Below are 16,379 nucleotides of genomic sequence, written 5' to 3'. Positions count from 1 at the left end.
ATGTTGGATGTGCCGACGCTTTCGCGAGCAAGCCCGCTCCCACAAGGGGTCGCATGTATTGAGAACGACCACATTAGATCGACAGGGAGTCATCAATGTCATTCACCGAACCTGCAGGACGCCCGGGCACCACTGACTACCAATCGCCCCAATCCGGATCCGAGCCCTGGCTCAATCTGGCGGCTGACATCGACAGCGAAGTCGCTCGATACTTCCTCATAAGCGCCCGCTGCGGTTGCTTCATGCAGGCTGCGCGCAGCCTCAACGTGCGCTCGACCCTGCTGCGCAAACAACTCGCGCAACTCGAACAACAATTGCAACACAGCCTGTTCGGCTTCCAGGGCAGCCACCTCAGCCTCACCCGCGAAGGCCAGCAATTGCAGGCTCGCCTGATCACCTTGGCCCACGAACGCAAACTGCCGATCATCGAGCAGCCGCTGATTCGTCTCGCAGTCGCCGAATCCATCCTTCACGACATCCTCGGCCGCGACCTCATCGCACTGCTGCGCCGCAACGCCAGCCTGCGCCTGGAAATCATCGCCCTGGACAGCGAAATGTCGCTGCGCGCCGTGAGCGCCGACATCGTCCTTTGGCTCGCTGCCGGCGATACCCCAAACCCCGGCCCAACGTTTGCTACCACTGAAGCACGATGCCTCGCGCGGATTGAATATCTGCCGCACATTGCCAAGCGCTATTCGCGGGTCACCACACGACCGCAAACCCAGGATGAACTGGCGGATTTCATGCTGGTGCAGTGGCAGCATGATCGGCGGGTCGAGGGTTTTCGGCCATGGAATGCGCTGGTGGAAGGGAGGTTGGCCGGGGTGGTGCAGACGCATGCTTATGAATTGATGCTGGAGATGATTCGGTGTGGTGGGTGTATTGGTCTGTTGCCCACCTACATGGCTCGTTTCGACCGGGGGGTTGTCGCGCTGCCCGGATTATTTGCCGAACCGATGCAGCTGCACGCGTGGCTGGCGGTCAACGCTGACTCGCAAAACACGCCCGAAATCAAAGCCCTCGCCGACCTCATCCAGCAAACGTTCAACGAGCGCCACGAATGGTTCCAGCCGTGACGCGGCCCCCTGTGGAAGAGCTTGCCCGCTCCCACAAAATCGGTGGTGGAACCGCAGTCGCGTGAGCATCAAAAATTCCCTGTGGGAGCTTGCCCGCGAATGCAAGCTGCCAGTCGAAGCTTGAATGACTGACACACCGCCTTCGCGAGCAAGCCCGCTCGCACAATTTCATCTCGCCAAGTTCAAGATCAGCAGTTTAGAGTGACCAGCCACCCTGATCACGGATCGATCCCCATGCCAGACCCAACTCCCGATATTCATCTCGAACGCTCCAGCGAATCCCACCTCGAAGGCATCACCGCGCTCTACAACGACCCGGCGGTCGCACGGCAAGTGCTGCAAATGCCGTTTCAGTCCAGTGAAGTCTGGCGCCAGCGTCTTCAGGCCGACAACGAACGGGCGCTGAAACTGGTGGCGCTGCACCAAGGCGTGGTGATCGGCAATCTTGGGCTGGAGGCCTGTTCAAGGATGCGCCGCGCCCATGCCGGCAGTTTCGGCATGGCCGTCGCAGTGCCATGGCAAGGCAAAGGTGTGGGTTCGCAGTTGTTGGCGGCGGCGCTCGACGTTGCCGACAACTGGATGAACCTGCACCGCGTCGAACTCACGGTGTACGCCGATAACGAGGCGGCGATCGCGCTTTACCGCAAGTTCGGTTTCGAGGCCGAGGGGCTGTTGCGTGATTACGCGGTGCGCGACGGGCAATGGGTCGACACCCTGAGCATGGCCCGTCTGCGCGGTTCGCCGAAAGCCTGAGTCAGTCGCCGAGTGCGAACGCCAGCGCCGACTGCGCATGCAGTTCAGTGGTGTCGAGCAGGGGCAGGGCGCTGTGTTCGGGTTTGACCAGCAGGCCGATTTCCGTGCAACCGAGGATGATCGCCTGAGCGCCACGGGCGGTTAACGATTCAATAACGCCTTGGTAGATCTGGCGCGATTGTTCGCTGATCACGCCCACGCAGAGTTCGTCGTAGATGATCCGGTGCACGTCCTTGCGCTCGGCTGCGTCGGGCACCAGCACGGTCAGGCCTTGGGCGATCAGCCGCTGCTTGAGGAAATCCTCTTCCATGGTAAACGCCGTGCCGAGCAGACCGACTGTCAGCGCGTCGATCTCCAGCGCCGCGCGCGCCGCCGGTTCGGCAATGTGCAGAAACGGGATGCTGATCGCTGCCTGAATCTGATCTGCCACTTTGTGCATGGTGTTGGTACACAGCACCACGCATTCGGCGCCACCGGCCTCAAGCCTGCGCGCGGCATCCACCAGAATCGCCGCCGCATCGTCCCAGCGTCCCGCGTGCTGGGCCTGTTCGACCGGGCCGAAGTCGACGCTGTACATCAGCAATTGCGCCGAACGCAGCGGGCCCAGGCGGTCGCGGACCTGCTGATTGATCAGACGATAGTATTCGGCGCTGGACTCCCAGCTCATGCCGCCAATAAGGCCGATAGTGCGCATTGGACTTCCTCCGGCAAATAACAGTGTCGAGCGTTCAGGTCGGCTCGAAGTTTCCTTCTGTTCGAGTCGCGACGCCAGCACCGGCTGACTGTACCGCCGATCTTTCACACAACTGTGCATCTGCAAGAACTAAACGTACGCCGTGCCCGGGATCTGCCACTATCCCCCTTCGCAGGTCCTTTCCGAGGAACACAGCAATGAATGACGTAGAGCAACTGGGCGAGATGCTTCGCCACTATGCCGATAGCGAAGCGCACAAGAAGCAACTGTTCACTGCGCAGTCGGCGGAGTGGGCCACACGGATTGGCGCGTTGTTCGATGCGATCGAGCGATGGCTTGAACCGGTCAAGGCGCCGAATCTTCTGGAGGTGAGCCGCGAGGCCTACGTCGCCTCCGGGCCGAGCGTGCCGGTTGAAACATCGACCTTCAAGACAGAGAAGTTGAGCATTGTCCTTGCCGGCAAACCGGTAGAGTTCGTCCCGGACGTGATGGGCAGCGGCGGGCAGATTTCCCTGGCAGTGATGGGGCTGACGGCAGCGCGGTATGGGAGCATTTCGCTGGTCGGCCTGGCGAATGGCACGTGGCAGTGGCGCAAGACCAATGGTTTGAAGGATCCGGATACCTTTACCTTCGACGCCAACTTTCTCGCCCAGCAATTGCAAAGCCTGATCCCCCGCGAGCGCACCTGACGGGGCATCTGCCTGGTCAAGGCGAGTACCGGGGAAACCCTTAGGCTCGACGCCAGTCCGGCATTTTTCCTTGGGTCACTGATGGCCTTTTGGTAGAGTCGCCGTCGCCAGCGGGTTTTCGGCTGGACGATGGAACCGAAGAAGGGAGTCTGATCAGTGAGTCCGGGCAAAAAAATCCTCGGTCTCACGGCGTCGCTTTTGCTGCTGACGCTGTGGGCCAGTTACTTTTACGTATTCAAGGAAAACCGCGACGGCCAGCTTGGCGGCGTCGGCGAAAGCACCGCCTGGTGCGGCACGCCACCGACCAGCGAGGCGGCGTTGCTGGGCAAGGATCAACTGACCTTGCGCGTCACCAACAACCTGCGCGGCGAGTTCATGGTCGGCGGTTCGCTGGTGGTTTCCGAACGCACCTTCAACCGCTACGACCTGGGCCGCAACGAACTGCGCTTGCGTCTGGAACCGCTGCAATGGTCGTTTGGCGTGACGCCAATCTTCCTCGAACAGGTCAAGGTGCAGCCGCTGAGCCGCAACCTCTCGTCGACCAATAAAAGTGCTTTCGCCGAACTCGAACCACGGCTGATCGGCGTACACGCGCAGACGGCCGCGTTCCCGTTCGACACCTATCGTTACGGCTACAAACCGGTGCTGTATTACCTCAAGGGCAGCGAACGCATCGACCTTCGCTTCAAAAACATCACCACGCTGATGGAGATGTCCAACACCTTCACGCCGATCCAGAAGTACAACCGCGTCGATTACATCAACGAGAAAAACTCGATGATCCGCGACGAAGACTACAAGCCTTATGGCGCGCATGAATGCGCGTTCAGCGTCGAACGCAAAGGCTCGTTCAAGGTGGTGGTGTTGTTGCTTCTGCTGGTGCTTTGCCTGCCGCTGATGCTGGTGTTCTATCGCGATGAGCCGGGTATCGACTTCCTTGCCACGCTGGTGGGGATTGCAGTGGTGCGCACGTTACTGATCGGGCCGGTGGAAGATTTCCAGCTCTATAACATCGACTTTCTGTTTGGTGCGGCGATTTTGCTGGTGGGGACGGTGTCGCTGATCAAGGCGATGCGCGCCAACAGCCGGCGGGAGATGGCGTTGCGTAGCGGCGAAACATCGTCCTGGTGAAGCAAACGCTGAAGCTCAGTGGTAGCCCTATGGGAGCGAGCCTGCTCGCGTAAACGCTATGTCAGCCGACTGCGATGTCACTGACAAATTGTATTCGCGAACAGGCTCGCTCCCACAGGCGATCGGGGGGGCATCTCATCGATCACTTGAGCGCCGGATCCCCCATATTCATTTTCTTCCAGCCCTGCAACAGCACCTGTGCCTTGGGTTCCTGGCCGCTGTCGAGGTAGTACTGGATCAGCGACAACCGCGCATTGCGGTTGGCCGGTTGTACCTTCAGCAAACTTTCCAGAATCGCGCACGCCTCATCAACCTTGCCGCCCTCATGCAGTGCCACCGCCAGTACATAGCCGTATTGCGCATTCTCCGGTTCCAGTTGTGCGGCTTTGCGCAGGTAGGACATGGCGTCGGCGGGCTGGCCGGCACGGATCAGCGACAACCCGCGCGTGTGCTGCAACAGCGCCGCATCCGGATGCTGCTTGAGGCTGTCATCCAACAGCTTCTGCGCTTCGGTGGCACGACCATTCGCTTCCAGCCACTGTGCCAGCGTGACCAGCGCGGGGTAGAAATCCGGGTCACGTTGCCGGGCACTGCGCAGCAACGGTTCGACCTCGGCATTGCGCCCGCTGGCCTGGTAGAGCATCGCCAGATTGAGATTGGCTTCTGCACGTTCGAGCAAGCTTTTCTGCACGGCTTCATATTCGGCGATCGCCGCGTTCCAGCTGGCTTGCGCCGCCCCCAGACCATTGTTGCGCGAGGCACCGAGCAAATCCCGCGCGGCGACGATGCGCACGGCTTTCACTGGATCATTGAGCAACGGCGCCAATAACGGCGCACGCTCGGGCGGCGGCAGGAATGCGCTGATCGCCCGCACCGCGCTTTCACGCACCTGTGGCTCTGGATGTTTCAGATCCTGAGTGGCCAGTTTCAGCGCCTGTTCGCTCGGGTACAGCGGTAATTCCGCCAGCAACGTTGCGCGCTGGATCGCCGGCAGGTTGCTGCGCTGCAATTGCTGGTACAGCGCGTCGGCGGCGCCGGGCTGGCCATTGCGGATCAGCCACAGGCTTTCGTCATAGCGTGGTGCCTGCTGAGCCGGGGAGGCGGTGGCGTTCCACAATTTGAACTGCGCGGTGACCTTGTCGCCGGCCTTGCCCTGGTGACAGGTCAGGCAGGCGTCTGGGGTGCCGAGTTTCTGCGCACGCTCCGGGTTGGGAATACTGAAACTGTGGTCATGCCGAAAGTCGTTGCCCATGTAGAACTTGCCAGGCATGTGGCAATCGACGCACTGCGAACCGGGCTGGCCGATAGCGTGGCGGGTGTGTTCGATAGAGTCATAGTTCTTCGCTTGCAGGCCCTTGCCGTCGACGCCGGCGACCGAGGTCTTGCCCGCCGTGTTGTGACATTGCAGACACACGGCGTTGCCCGGTGCCTTCAGTTCGTTGCTGTGCGGATTATGGCAATTGCTGCAGCGCACGCCCTTGTCGAACATCTTGCTTTGCAGGAACGAGCCGTGTTCGAACACTTCGTCCTTGATCTTGCCATCCAGTGCGTACAGTTCGCGGGTCAGGACGCTGGGCAGGTAATCGTCCATCAGGCGCTTGCCGACGGTGAAACCATCGCCCAGCGGTGCGCGGCGGGAATGGCAGCGCGCACAGGTTTCGATTTCTACCGTGGCGTTCTTGTCCTTGAGATCGACATCGAAGCCCCTCTGGATCAGGTCGTCTTTTTTCTGCGCCCATTCCAGGTGATTGGACGCCGGGCCATGACAGGCCTGACAGCCGACACCAAGGCTGTTCCACTGACTGTTGAAGCTGTTGCTCGCCGCATCGAAATTGCGCTTGAAACCGGTAGTGTGGCATTCGACGCACATGAAATTGGCGTTCTGGCTCGGTTTGCTCCAGTGCAGCGGATTCTTGAAATTCACGCCCTGGCCGGCGTACAGATGAAACCAGCGATGTTTTTCGCTATCCCACGCTACGCCGAGGGCTTGCAGGCGGCCCTGGCCAACCTCGATCAGATATTGCTGCAGCGGCGCGATGCCGAACGTGTAGGCCACTTTGAAATCGGCGTTCCTGCCGTCGACGCCGGGCGTATTGACCCAGAACTCATCGCCCCTGCGGGTGAACCGTGTGGTCTCGTTCCCGGCCTTAAAGGTCAGGTTGTTGAAGTCGCCGAGGGTGGTTTCGCCAGTCGCCGGCTGCATGGCCAACTGGTGATGCGAACCTTGCCAGTCCTTGACCTGTTCGCTGTGGCAACCTTGGCATTGCTGCTCATCGACCAAGCTTGCCGGCTTGCTCGCCACCACTGGTTGCGGCTTGGCTGGCGGTGCTACAGGCGCGCTGATTGCTGAAGGTTTGAGGGGGGCGGACGCCGGGCTGAACAGGAACCAGCCGATACCGGCCACGGCCGCGAGCAGCACGCCGATGATGATCGGGAATACGAAACGTGAGAAAGAGGAGGGTGATGCGTCAGGTTCAGGTTGCACCGCTTTGTTTTTATGCTTGGGCATTGCGACTTCCGTAGTCCGGGTGCGTTGGCCTTCTGGCGTGCATACGTCTGGATGCAGCTTTGCCGCATGCAGCGCGTCTGTCAAATAAGCGCTGTGACTTGCTGCGCAGCGCCGTGTGAATTTTGTAATTTGCAATCGCAATTGCTGCGGTTTTAGCTATACCTGTAACTCCCCCTATGCAAACGATTTGGCCTTCTGACAGGAGTTACAGCATGAAGCTAGCCGTAATGATGGGCACGCTGTGCATCGCCACCCTGGGTGTGGTGGGTTGTTCCAGCAAAACCGTCGAGCCAGACCAGTACTCCGGTTTCCTCAAGGATTACAGTCAACTGAAGGAGACCAAATCACCGTCGGGTGCCGAGGTGATGCGCTGGATGGACCCGAAACTCGATATCAACAAATTCAGTAGCGTCTATGTCGAACCGAGCCAGTTGTATCCGAAGCCGCAAGCGACGGAAAAAATCCCCCAGCAGACGCTCAATGGCATCACCAGTTATTACGATCAGGCGCTCAAGCGTGAGCTGAGCAAGTCGCTGCCGCTGGCCACCGGCCCGGGGCCTGGCGTCATCGTGATCCGGCCGGCGATCACGGCGGTGAGCAGCAAGACCGAAGGCCTGCATGTGTATGAGGTGATTCCGATTGCGCTGGTCGCTGCTGCGGTGAGCACGGCTACCGGGATTCGCGACCAGGAAACCACGTTGGCCACCGAGGCGGTATTCCTCGATGGCAGCAGTAACATGGTGGTGGCTCAAGTGGTGCGCAAGGGCACCGGTCAGCCGCTGGAAAATTCCTCGCAGGTGATGAAAGCCACTGACGTCAAAGCGGTGATCGATGGCTGGGCGAGTGACATGCATCAGACGTATCTGAAACTCAAGTCCGAGGCCAAGTGATGTCGTGAGGCTTGGGCCTGTTTGCGAGCAGGCTGGCTCCCGCTGGATTGCAGTTCAGTTTGGGGGCTTGTCTGCTTAAGGTTGGGGTTGGGGTTGGATGGCTTCGCCAGACGGTCGCTACACTCCCACCCCCGGATCAATCCCTCCACTCAGCCTTCCGACGTCGCCGGTGGATCAAGATCAAGAGCACTCGAGCTAACGCTCATCGTGTAGGAGCTGCCGAAGGCTGCGATCTTCTGATCTTGCTTTTGCTGTTTTGTGGGAGCGAGCCTGCTCGCGAAGACATCCAGTCTGTTCCCACCTTACTGCCCGACAAACCAGCGAAAATACGGGTTCGCCCGATCCCCTTGCATCACCTCCCGAATATCCCGTCCCCAGGCGTCCCGATCGCCGTCGTAGGCGTGCAGGCTTGCCCGATAAAACTGCATCAATCGCTGCCGATGCGCTTGCATGCGTTCAATGAACCCTGCATCGGCATTGACCAGTGTCGGTGGCTGATACAAGTCCAGCAGCGCTGGCAGTACGCGGGTGATTTCCTTGCTGCGCACCCACGGCGCGTATTCTATGCGCGGCTGGTCATCGGTCGCCGCCGGGGCATCGGCGGCGAAGCGGTCCAGGCCGGCGCGGTCGGTGACCCAGGTGGCCAGCAGCGCCGCCGGCGAGCCGATGCCGACGTCCTGCAAGGTGCTGCGTACGCTGTCCTGCTGAAAGCGCGCGGTGATTTTCGCGGCGTCCAGTTCCATCGGTGCCAACGAGCCGACCAACAGCATTTCGTGGAACTCGCTGGTCCACAGCGAGGCATGCGGGAACACATCGAGGAAGCTGCGCACCAATGAGCGCGAGTCGTCGATGTTCTGCGTCGGCAGCGGTAGCCACTGGGCAACGATGCCCTTGTCCTGCAAGCGACTGGCGGCCAGCTCGTAGAAATCGCGCGAATACAGATTGACCACGCCGGCGGCGGAGGGCGGTGGGGGCTCGAGGGTGATTACGTCGTAGGTCTGTTCACTGCGCAGCAGTTCCTGGCGACCGTCGCGCAGGCGCACGTCGATATCGGGATCGCTGGCCGCATTGAAATTGCCCTTGAACAAAGGCGCCGCTTTCACCACCGATGGCAGCAACTCGGCGACCACGCGATGTTCCAGACCCGGATAGCGCAGCATGGCCCCTGCGGTGATGCCGGTGCCGAAGCCGATCACCAGGGTCGAGCGCGGTTCACCGTTGTGGATCAGCAGCGGCAGCAGCGCCTGAATGCGCATGTAGCGCAGCGATGGCATGGCATCGCCAGTGTTCGACACTCCCTGGATGTACAAACGGTGGAAGGTGTTTTCGCCACGCCCCTGAGTGACCACCGCGACCGTGCCGCCGCGCCCTTCCTCGTAGAACGCCAGCGTGCCGTTGCGTGCGCCGGGCAACAGGCTGGCCAGTTTGTCGGCTGGGGTCAGTACCGCCACCGCTACGCTAACCAGACCGAGTGCGACCACGGCCTGGCGCCGACCTTTCGTCACGCCATGGCCTTTGCGCACCGCCAGATAACCAATCGTCGCTGCGATAAGCGCCAGTAGACCGAGGGTGCGCACAAGTCCCAGCAACGGAATCAATACAAAGCCGCAAAGCATCACACCGATGATCCCGCCCAAGGTGTTGAACGCCACCACGGCGCCGACATCGCGGCCCACACGTTCGCTGCCGACACTCAGGCGCAACGCCAGAGGAAACGCCGCGCCCAGCAGCAGGGTCGGCGCAAACACTATGCTCAGCGCCGCCACGGCAAATCGCGCGCTCATGCCGGCCAACTCACTGACGCCCAGACTCAGCAGCCAGGTTTCGGCATGGCTCTGCGCGAGCACCAGCCAGCGGCCGAGCATGGCGATCTCCAGCAGCGCAATCAGGCCTGCACCGGCGATCAACAAACCGAATACGCCCCATGGGTCGCGAATGCGCTCGACGCGACGAGCGAGTACGGCGCTGCCGATAAACAGCCCGGTCAGGTAAGTCGCCAGCACCACCGCAAACGCATAGGTGCGCGTGCTCATGAACTGCACGATCGATTGCGACCAGACCACCTCGTAACCCAACGCCACACCTCCGGCGATAGCGTAGAGCCACAGCGCAGTGCGGTCGGGTGCTTTTGCGTTGCCGTGTTTGACCGGCGTGCCCAGCGCCAATGGCTGCTGCCGCTGCAACCACAGCGCACCGGCAGCGGCGAGCAAGTTGAGCATCGCGGCGAACAGCGCGCTACCGCGCACGCCGAGGCTGGCGATCAGTACGAACGCGGCGAGCAAAGTGCCGACAATGGCGCCCAGCGTATTTGCCGCATACAACTGACCGCCGGCCTTGCCCGGCTCAGCCGCCAGAGAGCGCACCAACACCGGCAACGTTCCGCCCATCAACACCGCCGGGATACCCACCAGCGCAAACGGCAACAACCACGCGAGCACGCTGACATGACCCTGCAACCAGGCAAATGCATTGGCCGCCAGACTCATGGCCACTGTCGCGCCAACCCCGAGCATCGCCACCAGCACTTCCAGCCCGGCATACAGCAGGACCGGCTGTTGCAAACGATCGGCCCAGCGCCCGAACAACCAGCCGCCGAGGGCGAGACCGGCGAAAAACGCGCTGATGCCGGTCGTGATCGCGTAGACCTCGACGCCGACCACCAGCGATAGCTGTTTGATCCACAACACTTGATAGACCAACGCCGCCGCACCGGAGATGCAGAGCAGCAGGGCAGGGATCAGCGAGGTGGCGGACGCGGCTTGCGAGACGGGTATGGCCGACGGCTTGCTGGCGATACGTGAAGACATGCGGTGAGCCTTGTTATGGATTGGCTGATGTTGATCGTTCCCACGCTCTGCGTGGGAATGCCTCACTGGACGCTCGGCGTCCGCTTCGGCATTGGACGCAGAGCGTCCCGGGCTGCGTTACCACGCAGAGCGTGGGAACGATCGCAGAAAACCTTTTGGGAGCGAGCCTGCTCGCGAACGAAACCGACCCGGTCGCTTGTTCAAAACAGGGCCGCCCGCCTGTGAAAGCGGGCGGCGGTAGAGCGGTATTACTGGGCCTTCTTCATTTTTTCTTCGATACGGCGGTCCACGTCCTCGCGGATCTGGTCGATGCTGAAGCTCGCCGGACGCTGGCTAGGTGGATAGTCGACGAAGGTCTGCAGGAACTTCGCCGCGCGGCGGGTACCGTCGAAAATCAAATAGTCGTTTTTCGTCAGCCAGTCATAGTACTGGTCAGACACGATATCGGCGCGTTCGTACGGGTCCATGCGCAGGTTGAACATTTTCGGCACACGCAGGCAGGTGAACGGTTCGCTCCACACCTGCAGTCCGCCGGGCGCGCGCTGCTCACAGAACACCAGTTTCCAATCGTTGAAACGCATACTGACCAACGCACCGTCATCGTTGAAGTAGTAGAACTCCTTGCGCGCGCTCTTATCGGTTTTACCTGTCAGATAGTCCAGCTGGTTATAGCCGTCCAGGTGCACTTTGAAGTTTTTGCCGGCGACGTCGGCGCCTTTGAGCAAACGCTCCTTGATGTCGGTGTCGCCCACGGCGGCCAACAGCGTCGGAAACCAGTCCAGACCGGAGAACATTTGCGTGGAGACTTCGCCTGCCTTGACTTTGCCCGGCCAGCGAATCATCGCCGGTACCCGGTACGCGCCTTCCCAGTTCGAGTTTTTCTCGTTGCGGAACGGCGTCGTTGCAGCGTCAGGCCACGACCATTGGTTCGGGCCGTTATCGGTGGTGTAGACGACGATGGTGTTTTCGGTCAGCTTCAAGTCATCCAGTGTCTTGAGCAGCTTGCCGACATCGCCGTCATGCTCGAGCATGCCATCGGCATATTCGTTGCCGACCATGCCGCTTTGCCCTTGCATGGACTCGCGCACGTGAGTGAAGGCATGCATACGTGTTGTGTTCATCCAGACAAAGAACGGCTTGTCCGCTTTGGCCTGTTTCTCGATGAACGCTTGCGCGGCCGCTGTGGTTTCGTCGTCGATGGTCTCCATGCGCTTTTTGGTCAGCGCGCCGGTGTCTTCAATCTTGCCGTCGGCAAAACTGTGGATCACGCCACGGGGCGACGCGGCTTTGACGAACTCGGCATCATCCTTGGGCCAGTACGGACGTTCAGGTTCCTCTTCGGCGTTGAGGTGATAGAGGTTGCCGAAAAACTCGTCGAAGCCGTGGTTGGTCGGAAGGTATTCGTCCTTGTCGCCCAAGTGGTTCTTGCCGAATTGACCCGTGGCATAGCCTTGCGCTTTCAGCGCTTGGGCAATGGTCACATCGCGTGGCTGCAAGCCCACCGGAACCCCTGGCATGCCCACCTTGGACAAGCCTGTACGCAATGGCGTCTGCCCGGTAATGAACGACGAGCGTCCGGCCGTGCAACTGTTTTCGGCATAGTAATCGGTGAAAATCATGCCTTCTTTAGCGATACGGTCGATATTCGGCGTCTTGTATCCGACCACGCCCATGGAATAGGCACTGATGTTGGTCTGGCCGATGTCATCGCCGAAGATGACGAGAATGTTGGGTTTTTCAGCCGCTGTGGCGGTTGCCGACAGCGCCATCACCGAGGTTGCCACCAGGGCGAGATTCGGTAGCCACTTGCGTATGCGAGTCATGTGACTTGCTCCTTTGCGCGGGGGTCGTTTTTTGCGACAAACGTTAATTGCTCTCCTGCATCACGCTTTCTTATTGCACCTGCTCGGTTGCCGGTGGATCGAACGGATAGATCCGGCGCCATTCCGACGCCATGTCCACCACCGTCCAGCCACGGGTATTCGCTTCGTCGAGGGCCTTGTCGAGTCGGCCGATATTCGATTGCCGGTCATATGCCCACTCGCGCTTGGCATCGGTGTGGTGCACCAGCCCCATCAGGCGCTTGCCGGGCCCGGCGGCGGTCCACTGCAGCATCTGCAAGTCACCGTCGGAATTACCGAAGGCCAGAATCGGCCGTCGACCGATCACCGCATCAATGCTTACTGGTTTGCCCGGGCCGTCGTCGTTGTGCGCGACTTTCGGCGTGCGCACGATAGAGGCTTTGCCGTCCTTGAACTGGTAAGAAGTGACGAAGGTAGTGCCGATCACCTGTTCCGGCGCAATGCCGTAGACCTTCTCGGCAAAGGCGCGCATGAAGCCGGTGTCGCCACCGGATACGATGTAGGTCTTGAAGTTCTGGCTGCGCAGGTAGTCGAGCATTTCCAGCATCGGCTGGAAGATCATTTCCGTGTAGGGCTTGCCGGTTTTCGGATGGCGGGCCTGGCTGAACCAGGTTTTCGCGTAGTCATCGAAAGCTTCGGTGGTCATGCCGCTGTGGGTGGCGCCGACGATCTTCAGCAAACCGTCCATGCCCGACGCGGCGAGGGCTTTGTGATCATTTTCCAGCACCGCTTTGAACGGCTGTGTGGTTTTCCATTCGGGGTGTTGCGCGGCGGTGCGCTTGACCTCGTCGAAGGCAAACAGCAATTCGAAATACGCCGGTTGCTCGCTCCACAAGGTGCCGTCATTGTCGAACACGGCGATCCGCTCGGCCGGTTTGACGAAGTCCTTGCTGCTCGGGTCGGTCACGGCTTGGACGAATTCGATAATGCTCTTCTTGGCCGGACCGTCATTCCACGATGGCAGCGGTTCATTCGCCTGTGCCAGCAGGGGCAGGGCCAGTGTCAACAGCAGGGCAAGACCGAAACGTTGGCAAAACAGCAACGGGTTGATCATGTGAAATCCTTCTCATGCACTGGGTTAAGCGGGCGCAGGGCTGGCGCGGGTTTCGCGTGTTGCCTGGCGACCTGACTTTGAAGCGTAGACAACGATTGGCGAAGCTGAACAAGTGTTTGATCGACGGCAGACTGACGGCCGTAAAGCCCGCGTAACACACCCTGCAAACGCGGCCCGGCGCCCGTAAGTTTCAAGCCCAGACGACTGCGCCGTAGCCACAGGTACAGCGCGGTCAGTTGGGCGGGTCTGGCTCGCAATTGCGGATCGATCTGCTGCCAGGCGAACGCGGCCGATTGCTGCCAGGCCAATTGCTTCGCCCGTTTATGTGCGAGCCAGCGTCGATGGGCGCGAACGGCGACGGGCCGCAGCAAGTACACACCGACGGCGAGGCCGACCGACAGCGCCAGCCAGAGCAGCCAGCGGCTGGAGAAGTGCAAGTGGTTCTGTTGCAGTTGCCTGAGGTCTTCGGCGAGCGAAAACACCGGTTTATAGGCGTTGTTGGCCGCGGCCTCGAAGCTCACGGCCGGCACCTCAGCGCTACGGATCTGCTTCGCAGAGGAATCCCACCATTTCACGCGGATGACTGGCAGCGTGTAAGTGCCGGCGCGGTCGACGCGATAGCTGACGCCGTCGACGCGTTGACCGCCGAGGATATTGCCTCGACCGTCATCCAGCGCAGTGACTTGTGGCGTCTTCGCGTAGCGACTCAAGCCGGCAACATCACTGAAGGTCGGAATCGGCAGGGCCATCGCCAGCGCGCCATCGGCTTGCAGGGTGAGCTCACGGGTGATGCTGTCGCCGACTTGCAACGGCGTTGCAGAATGGGTAACGATCTGCTTCATGCGCAACCCATTGGCAACCAGAGGCGTCTCCCCGGGCGCGAAGCCAGGCGGCTGGGCGGCGCTGAAACTCAGCGGCTGGCTTTGTGCGCTGATGTCCTCAGTGGCCTGGCCCAGCCTGGCGCGTACGGTCAGCGCCGGGATATCGAAACTGCGTGCGACGTTGGGTGTGATCAGATAGCTATAGCGCAAGCCATTGAACGACTGGCCATCGATGGTCTGGTTCAGATGCTGCGCCTGGCCGTTTGGCGGCATCACCAGTGCACCGTCCAGTTTCAGGGCGGGCAGGGCGGCGGCGCTGGTGAACCAGGTGTCGGTGAGGACATCGAGTTGCAGTTCGACCAGACCGCCAACCATCGCGCCCTCGCTGGGGTTGAGGTGGGCCTGGACTTTCAGTTGCGGGGGGGCAGCAACAGCGTTCAGGGACAGCAGACTGGTCAGCAGTAGTGCGCTGAGTTTTGCGGTGAGTGTCCGGGCCTCTTCGCGAGCACGGTTCATGGCCGGTCTCCCTGCTGATCCTGCAAGCTGAACTTCTGCCTTAGAAACTTCGCCGGCGAGGTGGTCAGGTTCTCCAGCCACAGCGCGTCGGACGCCGCTTGCTGGGTCTCGACCTTTTTGCTCTGACCTTTACCGGGTGCCTTGTCGAATTTGACTTCATCGGGTTTGGTTTGCGGAGCGTTTTTCTCGGCGCTTTCGGTGTCCTTGAGCAGTGCCTGAGCCAAGGCCAGATTGGCGCTCGCTTCGGTAAATTGCGGCTGCAGTTTCAACGCCTCGCTGTAGGCGGCAATCGCCTGATCGAACTTGAAGCGGCGCACATAAATGTTGCCCAGGTAGAAGTACGCCTGCGGCGTGTCCAGGCGGGCGAAGGTCGCCATTGCCAAGTCGTAATCGGCAGCGTGATAGGCCGCGACGCCTTTCCAGTACGGGTCGACGAACAGCGCCGCGGCTTCGGGCAAACGATCATGCTCAAACGCCCAGCGGCCTTGTTGGTCGCGGGTGAAAAACGCATCGGTGAGGGCGTTGGCCTGCGCCGGTGCCGCAGGCCAGCCCAACCCTACGGCCAAAAACAGCGCCGGCATCCAGTTGACGCTCCAGCCTTTGCGTACGCTGAACAGCGCCAGTAACAGCAATGGCCAGCAGAGCCAGTATCCGGCGTCCTTCCAGTGCAATTCGCGCTGTTCGGCGCTGGCGCTCTGGAAGTGTTGGCGGGCGTGCAACTCGATCCACTCCAGGTCATCGTTATTCAGGGTCAGGCTGCCGAGCGGCGCGTCGACGGCCGAGGCCAATTGCTTGAGGGCCGCCTGATCGAAACTGCCGAGCACCGGTCGTCCGCTGCTGTCGATTTTCGGCTGGCCGCTGGCGGTAGTGATGACGCCCGAGTCTTCGCTGCCCACCGCCAGAACCAGAACCTGCAAGGCACTGCCGTCGAGGTGTTTTTGCAGATCATCGAGTTGCGTGGTATCGGCCCCGTCAGTTATCAGCAGCAGACTGCCCGGGGTGTTCTCGGCGCTGAGCAAGCGTTTCGCTTGATCGATCACGGCGGCGACGTTTTTGCCGGGTTTGTCGATCAAGCCCGTGCCTAGGGCCTGGATGAAACTGTCGAGCAGCGCCGGATCGTCGGTCGGTGGCAACACCAGATGGGCGCTGCCGGCATAGGCGATCAGTGCGGTCCGCGCAGCAGCGCGACGTTGAAGCAGCTCATGCAGCTTGTGCTTGACCGCCTCCAGCCGCGTCGGCTGCACATCGTTGGCGTCCATCGACGGCGAAAGGTCGACGGCAACGATCAGTGGTGCGCGGTTCTCGAGAAAGTCCGGGCGATCCTGTTCCCACGTCGGCCCGGCCGCGGCGATTGCGCCGAGGATCAGCAGCGCACAGAGCAGGTGCACCGGGCGCCAGCGCTGGTGATCCTGCGGGGTGATCAACAAGTGCGGCAGCAAGTGTTCGGCGATATTGCCGCGCAGGCGCTTTTGCAGGTCGCGGCTGCGACGCCAGATCAGTGGCAGCATTGCGCCGAACAGCGCAAGCAACAGCCACAGCGGGCGCAGGAAGTGGAAATCGCTCAGGTTGATCTCCAT

Annotated in this window: 12 protein-coding genes; 5 read left to right on the top strand and 7 right to left on the bottom strand. The window is 60.9% G+C overall.

Annotation, left to right across the window (positions count from 1 at the left end):
* The first annotated feature begins 95 nt into the window (after positions 1-95).
* Both ACIGDJ_RS01585 and ACIGDJ_RS01580 read left to right on the top strand, forming a co-directional pair.
* Positions 96-1,076 (top strand): LysR family transcriptional regulator, encoded by a 981-nt coding sequence (locus ACIGDJ_RS01585; protein WP_312999244.1) that lies wholly within the window; start codon positions 96-98, stop codon positions 1,074-1,076.
* Positions 1,077-1,310: 234 nt separating this feature from the next.
* The gene (locus tag ACIGDJ_RS01580; RefSeq protein WP_101159500.1) at positions 1,311-1,829 is read left to right on the top strand and encodes a GNAT family N-acetyltransferase; all 519 of its coding nucleotides are present in this window, start codon (positions 1,311-1,313) and stop codon (positions 1,827-1,829) included.
* A gap of 1 nt (position 1,830) precedes the next feature.
* On the opposite strand, the gene ACIGDJ_RS01575 is transcribed toward ACIGDJ_RS01580, so the two are convergent.
* Complete coding sequence (locus ACIGDJ_RS01575) at positions 1,831-2,523, bottom strand: aspartate/glutamate racemase family protein (RefSeq protein ID WP_312999250.1); 693 nt, start codon at positions 2,521-2,523, stop codon at positions 1,831-1,833.
* A gap of 197 nt (positions 2,524-2,720) precedes the next feature.
* On the opposite strand from ACIGDJ_RS01575, the gene ACIGDJ_RS01570 reads away from it, so the two are divergent.
* Positions 2,721-3,212 carry a hypothetical protein gene (locus ACIGDJ_RS01570; protein WP_101159502.1) on the top strand — a complete coding sequence of 164 codons (492 nt, stop codon included), beginning with the start codon at positions 2,721-2,723 and terminating at the stop codon, positions 3,210-3,212.
* A 156-nt stretch (positions 3,213-3,368) separates the two neighbouring features.
* Positions 3,369-4,343, top strand: coding sequence for a hypothetical protein (locus ACIGDJ_RS01565; RefSeq protein ID WP_101159503.1), 975 nt, complete (start codon positions 3,369-3,371; stop codon positions 4,341-4,343).
* A 142-nt stretch (positions 4,344-4,485) separates the two neighbouring features.
* Here the strand turns inward: ACIGDJ_RS01565 and ACIGDJ_RS01560 are convergent, their stop codons facing one another.
* A complete protein-coding gene (locus tag ACIGDJ_RS01560; RefSeq protein ID WP_397478181.1) occupies positions 4,486-6,852 on the bottom strand; it encodes a tetratricopeptide repeat protein in 2,367 nt (788 codons plus the stop codon).
* A gap of 212 nt (positions 6,853-7,064) precedes the next feature.
* Between ACIGDJ_RS01560 and ACIGDJ_RS01555 the strand changes: the two genes are divergently transcribed.
* Complete coding sequence (locus ACIGDJ_RS01555; protein WP_217863467.1) at positions 7,065-7,742, top strand: DUF3313 domain-containing protein; 678 nt, start codon at positions 7,065-7,067, stop codon at positions 7,740-7,742.
* A 302-nt stretch (positions 7,743-8,044) separates the two neighbouring features.
* Here the strand turns inward: ACIGDJ_RS01555 and ACIGDJ_RS01550 are convergent, their stop codons facing one another.
* From ACIGDJ_RS01550 to ACIGDJ_RS01530, 5 genes are all read right to left on the bottom strand, one after another.
* Positions 8,045-10,549, bottom strand: coding sequence for a fused MFS/spermidine synthase (locus tag ACIGDJ_RS01550; RefSeq protein WP_397478180.1), 2,505 nt, complete (start codon positions 10,547-10,549; stop codon positions 8,045-8,047).
* A 248-nt stretch (positions 10,550-10,797) separates the two neighbouring features.
* Positions 10,798-12,372, bottom strand: a complete 1,575-nt coding sequence (locus tag ACIGDJ_RS01545; RefSeq protein WP_101159506.1) for an arylsulfatase — start codon at positions 12,370-12,372, stop codon at positions 10,798-10,800.
* Positions 12,373-12,442: 70 nt separating this feature from the next.
* A complete protein-coding gene (locus tag ACIGDJ_RS01540) occupies positions 12,443-13,465 on the bottom strand; it encodes an HAD family phosphatase (RefSeq protein ID WP_101159507.1) in 1,023 nt (340 codons plus the stop codon).
* A complete protein-coding gene (locus tag ACIGDJ_RS01535) occupies positions 13,462-14,802 on the bottom strand; it encodes a hypothetical protein (RefSeq protein WP_312999273.1) in 1,341 nt (446 codons plus the stop codon). The genes ACIGDJ_RS01540 and ACIGDJ_RS01535 overlap by 4 nt, the downstream gene beginning before the upstream one ends.
* Positions 14,799-16,379, bottom strand: a complete 1,581-nt coding sequence (locus ACIGDJ_RS01530) for a VWA domain-containing protein (protein WP_397478179.1) — start codon at positions 16,377-16,379, stop codon at positions 14,799-14,801. Before ACIGDJ_RS01530 ends, ACIGDJ_RS01535 begins: the two co-directional genes overlap by 4 nt.

The sequence above is a fragment of the Pseudomonas sp. NPDC079367 genome, from assembly GCF_044542195.1.
Taxonomy (GTDB): Bacteria; Pseudomonadota; Gammaproteobacteria; order Pseudomonadales; family Pseudomonadaceae; genus Aquipseudomonas.
The sequence above is the reverse complement of the archived record's forward strand: the minus strand, read 5'-3'. Positions and strand labels throughout refer to the sequence as shown.

What these genes read in the sequence shown, in the direction of transcription:
- ACIGDJ_RS01585 (WP_312999244.1), top strand. Translation starts at nt 96, where the DNA reads ATGTCATTCACCGAACCTGCAGGACGCCCGGGCACCACTGACTACCAA.
- ACIGDJ_RS01580 (WP_101159500.1), top strand. Translation starts at nt 1,311, where the DNA reads ATGCCAGACCCAACTCCCGATATTCATCTCGAACGCTCCAGCGAATCC.
- ACIGDJ_RS01575 (WP_312999250.1), bottom strand. Translation starts at nt 2,523, where the DNA reads ATGCGCACTATCGGCCTTATTGGCGGCATGAGCTGGGAGTCCAGCGCC.
- ACIGDJ_RS01570 (WP_101159502.1), top strand. Translation starts at nt 2,721, where the DNA reads ATGAATGACGTAGAGCAACTGGGCGAGATGCTTCGCCACTATGCCGAT.
- ACIGDJ_RS01560 (WP_397478181.1), bottom strand. Translation starts at nt 6,852, where the DNA reads ATGCCCAAGCATAAAAACAAAGCGGTGCAACCTGAACCTGACGCATCA.
- ACIGDJ_RS01555 (WP_217863467.1), top strand. Translation starts at nt 7,065, where the DNA reads ATGAAGCTAGCCGTAATGATGGGCACGCTGTGCATCGCCACCCTGGGT.
- ACIGDJ_RS01550 (WP_397478180.1), bottom strand. Translation starts at nt 10,549, where the DNA reads ATGTCTTCACGTATCGCCAGCAAGCCGTCGGCCATACCCGTCTCGCAA.
- ACIGDJ_RS01545 (WP_101159506.1), bottom strand. Translation starts at nt 12,372, where the DNA reads ATGACTCGCATACGCAAGTGGCTACCGAATCTCGCCCTGGTGGCAACC.
- ACIGDJ_RS01540 (WP_101159507.1), bottom strand. Translation starts at nt 13,465, where the DNA reads ATGATCAACCCGTTGCTGTTTTGCCAACGTTTCGGTCTTGCCCTGCTG.
- ACIGDJ_RS01535 (WP_312999273.1), bottom strand. Translation starts at nt 14,802, where the DNA reads ATGAACCGTGCTCGCGAAGAGGCCCGGACACTCACCGCAAAACTCAGC.
- ACIGDJ_RS01530 (WP_397478179.1), bottom strand. Translation starts at nt 16,379, where the DNA reads ATGGAGATCAACCTGAGCGATTTCCACTTCCTGCGCCCGCTGTGGCTG.